14 protein-coding genes are annotated in these 12,698 nt (G+C 68.7%); 11 read left to right on the top strand and 3 right to left on the bottom strand.

Features of this window, described 5'->3' with window-relative positions; genetic code table 11:
* The first annotated feature begins 9 nt into the window (after nt 1-9).
* From ACYBYQ_RS13815 to ACYBYQ_RS13790, 6 genes are all read left to right on the top strand, one after another.
* A complete protein-coding gene (locus ACYBYQ_RS13815) occupies nt 10-708 on the top strand; it encodes a GntR family transcriptional regulator (protein ID WP_459614750.1) in 699 nt (232 codons plus the stop codon).
* Nucleotides 709-812: 104 nt separating this feature from the next.
* Complete coding sequence (gene acpS, locus ACYBYQ_RS13810; RefSeq protein WP_459614749.1) at nt 813-1,292, top strand: holo-ACP synthase; 480 nt, start codon at nt 813-815, stop codon at nt 1,290-1,292.
* The gene (gene nagZ / locus ACYBYQ_RS13805; protein ID WP_459614748.1) at nt 1,279-2,343 is read left to right on the top strand and encodes a beta-N-acetylhexosaminidase; all 1,065 of its coding nucleotides are present in this window, start codon (nt 1,279-1,281) and stop codon (nt 2,341-2,343) included. Before acpS ends, nagZ begins: the two co-directional genes overlap by 14 nt.
* A complete protein-coding gene (uvrC, locus tag ACYBYQ_RS13800) occupies nt 2,306-4,135 on the top strand; it encodes an excinuclease ABC subunit UvrC (protein WP_459614747.1) in 1,830 nt (609 codons plus the stop codon). The genes nagZ and uvrC overlap by 38 nt, the downstream gene beginning before the upstream one ends.
* Nucleotides 4,136-4,202: 67 nt before the next feature.
* Nucleotides 4,203-4,775: a CDP-diacylglycerol--glycerol-3-phosphate 3-phosphatidyltransferase gene (gene pgsA / locus ACYBYQ_RS13795; RefSeq protein WP_459614746.1), complete on the top strand. Its 573-nt coding sequence runs from the start codon at nt 4,203-4,205 to the stop codon at nt 4,773-4,775.
* 52 nt (nt 4,776-4,827) lie between these two features.
* A complete protein-coding gene (locus tag ACYBYQ_RS13790) occupies nt 4,828-6,108 on the top strand; it encodes an MFS transporter (protein ID WP_459614745.1) in 1,281 nt (426 codons plus the stop codon).
* A 21-nt stretch (nt 6,109-6,129) separates the two neighbouring features.
* Here the strand turns inward: ACYBYQ_RS13790 and queF are convergent, their stop codons facing one another.
* A complete protein-coding gene (queF, locus tag ACYBYQ_RS13785) occupies nt 6,130-6,954 on the bottom strand; it encodes an NADPH-dependent 7-cyano-7-deazaguanine reductase QueF (protein ID WP_459614744.1) in 825 nt (274 codons plus the stop codon).
* A 323-nt stretch (nt 6,955-7,277) separates the two neighbouring features.
* Between queF and aceA the strand changes: the two genes are divergently transcribed.
* The gene (aceA, locus tag ACYBYQ_RS13780) at nt 7,278-8,603 is read left to right on the top strand and encodes an isocitrate lyase (RefSeq protein WP_459614743.1); all 1,326 of its coding nucleotides are present in this window, start codon (nt 7,278-7,280) and stop codon (nt 8,601-8,603) included.
* A gap of 73 nt (nt 8,604-8,676) precedes the next feature.
* On the opposite strand, the gene ACYBYQ_RS13775 is transcribed toward aceA, so the two are convergent.
* Both ACYBYQ_RS13775 and ACYBYQ_RS13770 read right to left on the bottom strand, forming a co-directional pair.
* On the bottom strand, nt 8,677-9,414 hold the full coding sequence (locus ACYBYQ_RS13775; RefSeq protein WP_459614742.1) for an LrgB family protein: 738 nt from the start codon (nt 9,412-9,414) through the stop codon (nt 8,677-8,679).
* Nucleotides 9,407-9,757, bottom strand: coding sequence for a CidA/LrgA family protein (locus ACYBYQ_RS13770; protein WP_459614741.1), 351 nt, complete (start codon nt 9,755-9,757; stop codon nt 9,407-9,409). The genes ACYBYQ_RS13775 and ACYBYQ_RS13770 overlap by 8 nt, the downstream gene beginning before the upstream one ends.
* A 119-nt stretch (nt 9,758-9,876) precedes the next feature.
* Between ACYBYQ_RS13770 and ACYBYQ_RS13765 the strand changes: the two genes are divergently transcribed.
* From ACYBYQ_RS13765 to ACYBYQ_RS13750, 4 genes are all read left to right on the top strand, one after another.
* Nucleotides 9,877-10,353, top strand: coding sequence for a MarR family winged helix-turn-helix transcriptional regulator (locus ACYBYQ_RS13765; protein WP_459614740.1), 477 nt, complete (start codon nt 9,877-9,879; stop codon nt 10,351-10,353).
* A gap of 92 nt (nt 10,354-10,445) precedes the next feature.
* Nucleotides 10,446-10,871, top strand: coding sequence for an organic hydroperoxide resistance protein (locus tag ACYBYQ_RS13760; protein WP_459614739.1), 426 nt, complete (start codon nt 10,446-10,448; stop codon nt 10,869-10,871).
* 130 nt (nt 10,872-11,001) lie between these two features.
* The gene (locus ACYBYQ_RS13755) at nt 11,002-11,931 is read left to right on the top strand and encodes an ABC transporter ATP-binding protein (protein ID WP_459614738.1); all 930 of its coding nucleotides are present in this window, start codon (nt 11,002-11,004) and stop codon (nt 11,929-11,931) included.
* Nucleotides 11,928-12,689, top strand: a complete 762-nt coding sequence (locus ACYBYQ_RS13750; RefSeq protein ID WP_459614737.1) for an ABC transporter permease — start codon at nt 11,928-11,930, stop codon at nt 12,687-12,689. The genes ACYBYQ_RS13755 and ACYBYQ_RS13750 overlap by 4 nt, the downstream gene beginning before the upstream one ends.
* Nucleotides 12,690-12,698: the final 9 nt, after the last annotated feature.

Here is a 12,698-nt window from a genome sequence, read left to right as displayed (position 1 = left end):
GCCTCCGACATGGCGCGCACCCCGGCTGCCTCTGCTACCCCGGATGCCACGGCATCGGCCACCGCCGACGTGGCCGTGGCGGTGCGCGCGCTCGAGGAAGACATCGTGCTCGGCCGGCTGCATCCGCGTGAACGCCTCATCGAGGACGACCTCATCCGCCGCTTCGGCTTCAAGCGGCACGCGGTGCGCGAGGTGCTGGCCGAGCTGGCCCGCATGGGGCTGGTGGAGCGCCGCAAGAACGCCGGCTGCGTGGTGCGCGCGTTCTCGCCGCGCGAAGTGGCCGAGCTGTACCAGGTGCGTGCGCTGCTGGAAGGCGAGGCGGCGCGGCTGCTGCCGTGCCCCTTGCCCGAAGAGCCGCTGCAGGCTCTCATCGCCATCCAGCGCGAGCACGACGCCGCCGTGGCGGCGCTGGACCCTCGCGGCGTGTTCCGCAGCAACCAGCGCTTCCACGAGGCGCTGTTCTCATGTTGCGAGAACAGCGTGCTGCAGCGGGCCATCCGCGAGTACGCCCGCCAGACCCATCCCATCCGTTTCGGTTCGCTGGTCGATGCCCGCTACCGCGAACGCGCGCGCCAGGAGCATTGGGCGATGATCGAGGCCCTGCGTGAAGGTCGCCGCGACGCGCTCATCCATCTCTGCCGCGATCACCTGGTGCCGTCGCGCGACGCCTACCTGGCGCTGAACCGGCACCTCTACGAGGCGGGCTAGCCGGAGCCGGCTAGTGCATGCCGGCCCCGCATGCCGGCCCCGCATGTCGGCCCCCCAGGCCGCCCTCCGGCGACAGCCTGCCCCGCTCGCGTATCATTCTTCCCATGTCCGACACACATTCCTCCGCCCCAGGCTGCATCGCCGGCATAGGCATGGACCTGATCCGCATCGCGCGCATCGAGCAGGCGCTGGCCCGGCATGGCGACCGCTTCGCCGAGAAGGTCCTCGGCGCCGACGAACTTCGCAAGTTCCATGCCCGCCGCGCGCGCGATCCGGCCCGGGGCGTGCGCTTCCTGGCCACCCGTTTCGCCGCCAAGGAGGCCTTCTCCAAGGCCATAGGCCTGGGCATGCGCATGCCCATGGCCTGGCGGCGGGTGCAGACGCTCAATGCCCCGGGCGGGCGTCCGGTGCTGGTCATCGCGCCCGAGCTGCAGGGCTGGTATGCGGCCCGCTTCGGCGCGGCACACGTGTCGATCACCGACGAATCCGACATGGCGGCGGCCTATGTGCTGGTCGAGCATGCGCGTCCGGCCCCGGGCCGGCATACTCCAGAAGCAGAAGGACGATCCGATGGTCAGCAGTAAGTCCGGCACGGCCCCCGTGCTGCCGCCCGGTCCGGTCATGGTCGACGTGGCCGGCACCACCCTCACGCGCGCCGAGCGCCAGCGCCTGCGCCACCCGTTGGTCGGGGGCGTGATCCTGTTCGCGCGCAACTTCGAGAGCCGCGCCCAGCTGACGGCGCTCACGCGCGCCATCCACGCGGCCCGGCGCGAACCTCTGCTGGTTGCCGTGGACCAGGAAGGCGGACGCGTGCAGCGCTTCCGCGACGACGGCTTCACGCCGCTGCCGCCCATGCAGGCACTGGGCCGGCTCTGGGACCGCGACCCGCTGGCGGCGATGCGCGCGGCCACCGACACGGGCTACGTGCTGGCCGCCGAGCTGCGGGCCTGTGGCGTGGACTTCAGCTTTGCGCCGGTCCTGGACCTGGACTACGGCGTGAGCAAGGTGGTGGGCACGCGGGCGTTCCATCGCGATCCGCGGGTGGTGGCCATGCTGGCGCGCGCCCTGGTGCAGGGGCTGGCGCTGGCGGGCATGGGCGCCTGCGGCAAGCATTTCCCGGGGCACGGCGCCGTGGAGGCCGATTCGCATCACGAGATCCCGGTCGACCGCCGGCCGCTCTCGCGCATCCTCAAGGAAGACGCCGCGCCGTACCTGTGGATGGGCAATGCCATCCTGCCGGCCGTGATGCCGGCGCATGTCATCTATCCCAAGGTCGATGCCAGGCCGGCCGGCTTTTCGCGCCGCTGGGTGCAGGAGATCCTGCGGGGCCGGCTGGGCTACGATGGCGTGGTGTTCTCCGACGACCTCACCATGGAAGGCGCCGCGGTCGCGGGCGACATCCTGGCGCGCGCCGAGGCGGCGCTGGGGGCCGGCTGCGACATGGTGCTGGTGTGCAACCGCCCCGACATGGCCGACGACCTGCTGGCGCGCCTGCGCGCGTCGCCCTCCCCGGAGGCGGTCGGGCGCCTGCGCCGCCTGATGCCGCGCGTTCCCGCGCCCGACTGGGAGGCCCTGCAGGCAGACAGCCGCTATCAGCATGCCCGAAGCATTCAATCTCAAATCATTTCTCGCTGACCTGCCGCACCTGCCGGGCGTGTACCGGCACCTGGACGCGGAAGGCCAAGTCATGTACGTGGGCAAGGCGCGCGACCTGAAGAAGCGCGTCTCGTCGTATTTCCAGAAGACCCTGGCCAGCCCGCGGATCGCGCAGATGGTGGCCAAGGTGGCCAGCGTCGAAGTCACGGTGACCCGTTCGGAAGCCGAGGCGCTGCTGCTGGAGAACAACCTCATCAAGCGGCTGCGCCCGCGCTACAACATCCTGTTCCGGGACGACAAGTCGTACCCGTACCTGCTCATCACGGCGCACGAATACCCCCGCATTGCCTACTACCGCGGTTCCACCAGCCGGGCAGGGCAGTACTTCGGCCCGTACCCCAATTCCTGGGCGGTGCGCGAGACGATGCAGATATTGCAGAAGGTGTTCCGCCTGCGCAGCTGCGAGGACACGGTATATGCCAACCGTTCCCGGCCCTGCCTGCTGCACCAGATCGGGCGCTGTTCCGCGCCCTGCGTGGGGGCCATCGGGCAGCAGGACTACGCTGCCGACGTGCAGCGCGCCGTGCGCTTTCTCAATGGCCATGCCAAGGAGGTGCTGGACGAGATCGAGGCGCGCATGCTGCAGGCGTCCGGCGAGCTGCGCTTCGAGGAGGCGGCGGCGCTGCGCGACCAGATGGGTTCGCTGGCGCGCGTGCTGCACCAGCAGACCATGGAGAGCGTGGGCGGCGAGGACACCGACGTGATCGCCGTGGCGGCGGCCGGCGGCAAGGTCTGCGTGAATCTGGCCATGGTGCGGGGCGGGCGCCACCTGGGCGACAAGCCCTTCTTTCCCGCGCATGCCGATGGCGAGCCGCCCGAACAGGTGCTGGAGGCCTTCATCGCGCAGCACTACACCGAGAGCGCGCTGCCTCCCGTGCTGGTCTGTACGCATGCGCTGCCCGACGCCGGCCTGGTGGAACTGCTGGCCGAACAGGCCGGGACGCGCCCGCCGCGCGTGCTGACCCGGCCGCAGGCCATGCGCCGCGCCTGGCTGGAGCAGGCCACGAAGAACGCCGAGCTGGCGCTGGCCCGTGTCCTCACGGAGTCGGGCGCGCGGGCGGCGCGCACCCTGGCGCTGGCGGAGGTGCTGGACCTGGACACGGACGAGGCCGCCCTGGACGCCCTGCGCATCGAATGCTTCGACATCAGCCATACCGCCGGCGAGGCCACCCAGGCTTCCTGCGTGGTGTACCAGCATCACGAAATGCAGTCTTCGCTGTACCGGCGGTACAACATCGTCGGCATCACGCCCGGCGACGACTACGCCGCCATGCGCCAGGTACTGACCCGGCGCTTCGGCAAGGTGGCCGACGGCGAAGCGGCCATGCCGGGGCTGGTCCTGATCGACGGCGGCAAGGGCCAGGTCGAGGTGGCGCGGCAGGTTTTCGTCGAGCTGGGACTGGACGTGCAGGCACTGGTCGGCGTGGCCAAGGGGGAAGGGCGCAAGGTCGGGCTGGAAACCCTGGTCTTCGCCGATGGGCGTGCGCCCGTGGCCCTGGGCAGGGAATCGGCCGCGCTGATGCTGATCGCGCAGGTGCGCGACGAGGCGCACCGCTTCGCCATCACCGGCATGCGCGCGCGCCGCGCCAAGACCCGCAACGTGTCGCGCCTGGAGGAGATCGAGGGGGTGGGCGCGCGCAGGCGCCAGCGGCTGCTGGCGCGCTTCGGCGGGCTGGCCGGCGTGAGCCGGGCCAGCGTGGCCGACCTGGCCTCGGTGGACGGCATCTCCCAGGAACTGGCGGAGCGCATCTACGACGCGCTGCACGGGTGAGGCGGCCGGGCCCGCCGGGAGCGCCTGCTTTCTGGCGACACACGATATCAAGTAGCATACGTCCACTATGCCGATAAACATCCCGATCATCCTCACCTGGCTGCGCATCGCCATGATCCCGTTGGTGGTGGGCCTGTTCTATGTCCCCGAGAGCTGGTTGGCGATGCCCACGCGCGATACGCTGGCGGCATTGGCTTTCATCGTCGCGGCGCTCACCGACTGGTTCGACGGCTGGCTGGCGCGCCGCTGGAACCAGACCTCGGCCTTCGGCGCCTTCCTCGATCCGGTGGCCGACAAGCTCATGGTCTGCGCGGCGCTGCTGGTGCTGCTGGACCTGAACCGGGTCGACGCGTTCGTCTCGCTGATCATCATCGGCCGCGAAATCACGATCTCGGCGCTGCGCGAATGGATGGCCAAGATCGGCGCTTCCGCGAGCGTGGCGGTGCACCGCCTGGGCAAGTTCAAGACCGCCGCGCAGATGGTGGCCATTCCCTGCCTGCTCTACGACCGCCCCGTGATGGGCGTCAACGTGCACCAGGTGGGCAGCTGGCTCATCGTGGTGGCTGCCGTGCTCACGGTCTGGTCGATGTGCTATTACCTGCGCCGCGCCTGGCCCGCCATCCGCGAGAAATCCCTCTAGCAGCCCTGTCCGCAGCCGGCCGGTCCGGCGGCCGCGGCACAATCCCGTTTCCATGAACACCGCCGTCCAGCCTCCGCTCTTCGTCGATGCCCCGTCCCTGCGCCGCCGCGACTGGCGCATCATTCTGCTGGTCGGGGCCGCCCATTCCTGCTCGCACTTCTTCCAGCTCGTGCTGCCTTCGCTGTACGTGTCGCTGGGCCAGGCCTTCGGCCTGGACTTCGCGGCGCTCGGGCTGCTGATGTCGGTGTTCTACGTCGTCTCGGGCCTGGGGCAGGCTTCGTCGGGCTTCGTGGTGGATCGCATCGGCGCACGCCCGGTGTTGTGGTTCGGCCTGGGCTGCTTCGTGGCATCGGCCGTGCTGATCGGCGCTTCCAGCGGCTATGCCATGCTGCTGGCGGCGGCCGCCGTCGGGGGCGCAGGCAACGCCGTGTTCCATCCGGCCGACTATGCCATCATCAACCACCGGGTCAGCCCGCCGCGGCTGGGGCTGGCCTACAGCACCCACGGCCTCACCGGCAACCTCGGCTGGGCCCTGGCTCCGGTATTCATCACCACCCTGACGCTGCTGGCCGACTGGCGCGTGGCGGCCTTCGGCGCGGCGGCGCTGGTGGCCGCGGTGCTGGCGCTGACCGTCCTGGGGCGCGACCTGCTGGGCGGCGAGCTCGAGCCGCAGCCGGCCGACGGCGCCGGGCAGGGCGGGACGGCAGCGGCAGAGGCAGAGGCTCCGCGCGAGAGCGTCCTGGGGACCTTGCGCGCGCTGGCCGCGCGGCCGGCGCTATGGGGCGCCTTCCTGTTCTTCGCGTGCGCCGCCATGGCCCTGTCTTCGGTGCAGAACTACACCATCCCGCTGCTGGGGCAGCTGTACGGCCTGTCCACTGTCAGCGCCAGTTCCGCCCTGTCGGGCTACATGCTGGCCTCCGCCGCGGGCATGGCCGCAGGCGGGTTCCTGGTGTCGGCCACGCCGCGCAGCGAGCGCACCGTCATGGCGGCGCTGATGCTGGCCGGCCTCACGCTGGTCGCCCTGGCCATGGGGTGGGTGCCGGCCTTCCTGGCCGCACCCGTGGTGGCGCTGGCCGGATTCTGCTCCGGCGTGGCGGCTCCCTCGCGCGACATGCTCATCCGACGCGTCACGCCGCGGGGCGCCACGGGTTCCGTCTACGGCCTGGTGTATTCCGGCATGGACGTGGGCTCGGCCCTGGGGCCATTGGCTTTCGGCCTGCTGCTCGATGCCGGCATGGCGCACGGCCCCTGGATAGGGGCCGCCGTGGCCTTCGCTGCAGCCGCGCTGCTGGCGCAGTGGATCGGCGTGCAGGCGCGCAAGGCCGGCGCCTGACCCGATATCTGCCGCTCCGGCCTACTGGCGCGCGGTGCGCGCCAGCGCCGGGGCGAACCCATCCGGCGCATTGGTGCGCCACGGATTGATGTCCAGGCCGCCCCGCCGCGTATAGCGCGCATACACCGTCAGCCATTCCGGCGCGCAGGCGCGCATGATGTCCGCATAGATGCGTTCCACGCAATGTTCGTGGAATTCGGCATGCTCGCGGAACGACACCACATACTTGAGCAGCGCGTCGCGGGCGATGGGCCGTCCGCGATAGCGGACCTGCAGGCTGCCCCAGTCGGGCTGGCCCGTGACCGGGCAATTCGATTTCAGCAGGCGCGTGCACAGGGTTTCCTCGCGCACTTCGTCGTCCAGGCTATGCAGCAGGCCGGGGGCGGGCGTGTAGGTGTCGATGGCCACGTCCAGCGCATCCAGGTCGATGCCGTCGAGCTCGGCGATCTGCTGCCCGGGAAACTCCGCCGGCAGCAGCAGTTCCACTTCCACCGGGGCGCCGGCCGCGGCGCCGAGATCGCGCGCCAGGCGCTCGCGCACCACGGCCGTGTCCGGCAGGCGGGTCTGGTTGTAGGAATTCAGGTAGAGCTTGAACGACTTGGATTCGACCAGGTTGGGGCTGTCGGCGGGCACGGTGAAGCGGGCCATGGCGACCTGCGGCTTGCCCTTGGGGTCCAGCCAGGACACCTCATAAGCGGTCCAGATGTCGGCGCCGCGGAACGGCGGGCAGGAAGCCAGGTCCAGCGAGGCGCGATTCTGCGCGCGTGCGATCGGGAACAGGACGGCGGGGTCGTACTGGCTGGGGTAGCTGACGGAATGGCCCAGCGGGGCCTCGGAAAGCGACATGGAACGGCGCGGGCGTCGGGTATGGGACAAGCCTGCATTGTAGGCCGCCGGCACGATGTCGATTTCCGTATGGTGAAACGCTGGCTGCGGCATGCGAAAGCGCATGCTGCATGGCAGCGCGACAGCATTTCACAGCAGGCGAATTTGTTCCGTAATGCGGGATGGTTCAAGTAACATGTTGATTTCCCGTATAAAAAAACTTCCTCATGGGCGAGGTTCGAACCTCGTTGCTCCGCAGCAACCGGCCTAGACTTTATCCAACTCCCCGCGCTTTGCGCGGCACCGGTTCCGCAGTACCCCTCTCTACTCAAAGGAGCACGACCATGAGCCATCGCGAAACCGAAATCCGCAACCTGCAGAAGGACTGGGCCGAGAATCCCCGCTGGGCCGGCATCAAGCGCGCCTACGGCGCCGATGAAGTCGTGCGCCTGCGCGGCTCGCTGCCCGTGGCGCATACGCTGGCCCACCGCGGCGCCACCCGCCTCTGGGAGCTGCTGCACAGCGAACCCTTCGTCAATTCCCTGGGCGCCTTGACAGGCAACCAGGCCATGCAGCAGGTGAAGGCCGGACTCAAGGCCATCTACCTGTCGGGCTGGCAGGTGGCGGGCGACGCCAACCTGGCCGGCGAGATGTATCCCGACCAGTCGCTGTATCCCGCCAATTCGGTGCCGCAGGTGGTCCGGCGCATCAATGCGGCCCTGTCGCGTTGCGACCAGATCCAGTGGATGGAAGGCAGGAACCCGGGAGACGAAGGCTATATCGATTACTTCGCGCCCATCGTGGCGGATGCCGAGGCCGGCTTCGGCGGGGTGCTCAATGCCTATGAGCTGATGAAGGCCATGATCGATGCGGGGGCGGCCGGTGTGCATTTCGAGGATCAGCTGGCCTCGGTGAAGAAGTGCGGCCACATGGGCGGGAAGGTGCTCGTGCCCACGCGCGAGGCGGTGTCCAAGCTGATCGCCGCCCGCCTGGCTGCCGACGTGATGGGCACGCCCACGCTGCTGCTGGCGCGCACCGACGCGGACGCCGCAGACCTCGTGACCAGCGACGTCGATGAGAACGACCGGCCGTTCATCACCGGCGAGCGCACGGTGGAAGGCTTCTTCCGCACGCGCGCGGGAATCGACCAGGCCATCGCCCGCGGGCTGGCCTATGCACCGTACGCCGACCTGATCTGGTGCGAGACCTCCACGCCGAACCTGGACTATGCGCGCAAGTTCGCCGAGGCGATCCATCGCCAATTCCCCGGCAAGCTGCTGGCCTACAACTGCTCGCCCTCGTTCAACTGGAAGAAGAACCTCGACGACGACACGATCGCGAAGTTCCAGCGCGAGATCGGCGCCATGGGCTACAAGTTCCAGTTCATCACGCTGGCCGGCTTCCACGCGCTGAACTACGGCATGTTCGAGCTGGCGCACGGCTACGCCCGCCGCCAGATGAGCGCCTTCGTCGAACTGCAGCAGAAGGAGTTCGCGGCGGCCGAGCTGGGCTTTACCGCGGTCAAGCACCAGCGCGAGGTGGGCACCGGCTACTTCGACGCCGTGACCCAGGCCATCGAGGGCGGGCAGTCGTCCACCACGGCGCTCACGGGCTCGACCGAGGAGGCGCAGTTCCACGCCAGCGAGCCGGCGGAAAGCGCCGTCGCCTGACGGCCGCGGGGCCGGCGCCGGGCGCAGGGCCTTCCGGCATGCGCCCGGCGGTCCTGCCCGCCGGATGGCCCCTTCAGCCCAACCAGCTGGCCAGGCGGAAGGCCAGCGGGATCAGCAGCGTGGTCAGCAGCACCTGCAGCCCCAGCGCCAGGCCGGCATAGGCGCCGGCGTCGGCGTCCACCTGGATGGCCCGCGCCGCGCCGATGCCGTGCGACACCGTGCCGAGGGCGTAGCCGCGATGGGACCAGCCCTCCGCATCCTTGGGAATGCGCAGCAGGTCGAACACATACCTGCCCGTCAGGGCGCCCACCAGCCCGGTGAGCACGGCGAATACCGCCGACAGCGCGGGAATGCCGCCTATGGCCTCGGAAATCCCCATGGCCACGGGCGCGGTCACCGACTTGGGCGCCAGCGACAGGACCAGTTCGCGCGGCAGCCCCAGCGCCCAGGCCAGCGCCACGGCGCTGGCGCCGGCCACTGCGCCGCCAGCCAGTGCGGCGCCCAGCAGCCGGGCCCAGCGCGCGCGCAATTCCGTCCGCCGCGTCCAGAGCGGCCAGGCCAGCGCCACCACGGCAGGGCCCAGCAGGAAATGGATGAACTGGGCGCCCGCGAAGTACGTGGGGTAGGGGACGTCGGTCAGCACCAGTCCGCCTCCCAGCACCACGATGCTCCACAGCACGGGGTTGGCCAGTGGAGTCTGCCCCAGGCGGACGTAGGCCCCCTGGGCGCACAGGTAGACCGCCAGCGTGGCCGTCAGGCCGAAGAGCGGGGTGGAGGCGAGGTAGACCCAGAGTTCGACGAAATCAGGCATCGTCGTTGCTCCGGCGGCCGGCGCGCAGCACCCACAACGTGGCCGTCATGCCCGCGAGGGTGGACACGACGATCACCACCAGAATGCGCACGCCATACTGCGACAGCGCGCCCAGGTGCGTGATCACCCCCACGCCCACCGGCACGAAGAGCAGCGACAGGTGGGACAGCAGCCATTGCGCCGCCTGCGACACCGGGCGCCGCACCAGCGGCCAGCGCAGCAGGCCCAGCAGCAGCACCATGCCGACCACGGGGCCGGGGAAGGGCAGGGCGAGGAGGTGCGACACGGCCACGCCCAATGCCTGGAGGACGAGCAGCCAAGTGAAACCGATCAGGGGAGTCATGGACGACGGGACGGAATTGCGACAGACGCCGCGATTGTAGGCCTGGCAGGCAACGGGGAGCGCCATGCCCGGGAAAATATATCTTGCTATTTAATCGTGCGCTATTTATTATTCGCTGCATGACCCGCAAGCCCGACCCCGCCGCCGAATCGCTGCGGCTAGACAACCAGTTCTGCTTCGCGCTGCACTCCACGGCGCTGGCCATGCACAAGGTCTACCGCAAGCTGCTGGGCCATCTCGGGCTCACGTACCCGCAATACCTGGTCATGCTGGTGCTGTGGGAGCAGGACGAACTCACGCTGTCCGACATCGGCAGGCGGCTGTTCCTGGATTCGGCCACGCTCACGCCGCTGCTCAAGCGCCTGGAAACGGCCGGCCTGATCAGCCGCGAGCGCGCCCTGCAGGACGAGCGCCAGGTCATCATCCGGCTCACGGCCGAGGGGCGGGCGCTGCGCCGGCGGGCGGCCGAGGTGCCGCCGCAGGTGTACTGCGCCACGGCGTGTTCCACGGAAGAACTGGCCCGCCTCAAGGGGCAGCTCGAAGCATTGCGCGCCAGCCTGGGCCGCTACGAGGGCCAGGCCGGCATGCAGGAGTGAGGGGCATTGTGCCCCGGCAGCATCGCAAATATGTAGTGCACTATCTAATCGACAGCTATTCAACTACTGATCCGGAATCAAGGAGCTACACCATGTCTCTCGAAAAAGTCCTGTACCGCGCCCATGCCCAGGCCACCGGCGGCCGCGACGGCCGTGCCGTCTCGTCCGACAAGGCGCTGGACATCCGGCTCGTCACGCCCCGTGAGCTGGGCGGGGCGGGCGGCGAAGGCACCAATCCCGAGCAGCTCTTCGCTGCGGGATATTCGGCCTGCTTCCTCGGCGCCATGAAATTCGTCGCTGCCCGCGACAAGATCGCCATCCCGTCCGACGTGTCGGTCCAGGGCGCGGTGGGCATAGGCCCCATTCCCACCGGCTTCGGCATCGAGGTGGCGCTGCAGATTTCGCTGCCGGGCATGGACCGGGCGGCCGCCCAGGCTCTGGTAGACAAGGCCCACATCGTGTGCCCCTATTCCAACGCCACGCGCGGCAACATCGACGTCACCCTCAGCATCGTCTGAGCGTCGCGGGCGGGCGCGGGGCCGGGCTGGCTCCGTGCCCGTCGGCGCAGAACACTGCCGTCGACCCATACGCACAATCGTCAGCATGCTGCAAGTAGAATCTCGGATTCATCGCCACATCGAGGTTTGCGTGCAGCCAGTCATTTCCGTACAGGGCCTGTCCAAGACCTACGCCTCGGGCCACCAGGCACTGAAGAACATCGATCTCGACATCATGCCGGGCGAGATCTTCGCCTTGCTGGGCCCCAATGGCGCGGGCAAGACCACACTGATCAGCATCGTCTGCGGCATCGTCAATGCCAGCGCCGGCCGCGTGCTGGCCGACGGCCATGACATCGTCGGCGAATATCGCGCGGCGCGGGCCAAGATCGGGCTGGTTCCGCAGGAGCTCACCACCGACGCCTTCGAGACGGTGTGGAACACCGTCACCTTCAGCCGCGGGCTGTTCGGCATGCCGGCCAATCCCGCGTACATCGAGAAGATCCTGCGCGACCTCTCCCTCTGGGAAAAGAAGGACACCCGCATCATGGCGCTGTCGGGCGGCATGAAGCGCCGCGTGCTGATCGCCAAGGCGCTGTCGCACGAGCCCAAGATCCTGTTCCTGGACGAGCCCACCGCCGGGGTCGACGTGGAACTGCGCCGCGGCATGTGGGACATGGTGCGCGAACTGCGCGACCGCGGCGTGACCATCATCCTCACCACGCACTATATCGAGGAGGCCCAGGAGATGGCCGACCGCATCGGCGTGATCCGCCGCGGCGAGATCATCCTCGTGGAGGAAACCCATGCGCTGATGCGCAAGCTCGGCAAGAAGCAGCTGATCCTGTCGCTGGCCGAGCCGCTGGACAGCCTGCCCGCTGCGCTGCGCGACATCGCGCTGGAGCTGTCGGAGGATCAGCGCCAGATCATCTATACGTACGACTACAACCGCGCCGATGGCGGCGGCATCGCCGAGGTGCTGCGCCGGCTGGACCAGGCCGGCGTCCTCTATACCGATCTCCAGTCGAAGGAAAGCTCGCTGGAAGAAATCTTCGTCAGCCTGGTGAGCAGGGAATCATGAACTGGTACGGCATACGCGCAATCTATCTGTTCGAAATGGCGCGCGCCTGGCGCACGCTGGCCCAGAGCGTGGCCTCGCCCGTGATCTCCACGGCGCTGTATTTCGTGGTGTTCGGTTCGGCCATCGGCTCGCACATGGTGGAGATCGACGGCGTGAGCTACGGCGCCTTCATCGTGCCCGGCATGATCATGCTGTCGCTGCTCACGCAGAGCATCGCCAACGCGTCGTTCGGCATCTACATGCCGCGCTTCTCGGGCACCATCTACGAGATCCATTCGGCGCCGGTGTCCTATGTCGAGATCGTGCTGGGCTACGTCGGGGCGGCCGCCAGCAAGTCCATCATCCTGGGCCTGATCATGCTGGCCACGGCGCGCCTGTTCGTGTCCTTCGAGATCCTGCATCCGTTCTGGATGTTTTCGTTCCTGGTGCTGACCGCCGTCACGTTCAGCCTGTTCGGCTTCATCATCGGCATCTGGGCCGACGGCTTCGAGAAACTGCAGATCATCCCCCTGATGATCGTGACGCCGCTCACCTTCCTGGGGGGCACGTTCTACTCCATCGACATGCTGCCGCCGTTCTGGCGCACCGTGACGCTGTTCAACCCGGTGGTCTACCTGGTCAGCGGATTCCGATGGAGCTTCTACGGCAGCGCCGACGTCGGCGTGGAAGTGAGCGTGGGCATGACCCTGGCCTTCCTGCTCGCCTGCATGATCGCGGTGCGGTGGATCTTCCGCACCGGCTATCGCATGAAGCAATGAAGGCCGGCC

The sequence above is a fragment of the Bordetella sp. 2513F2 genome (genome assembly GCF_054642735.1).
Note: the sequence above shows the minus strand (reverse complement) of the source record. Positions and strands in the feature narration are given on the sequence as shown.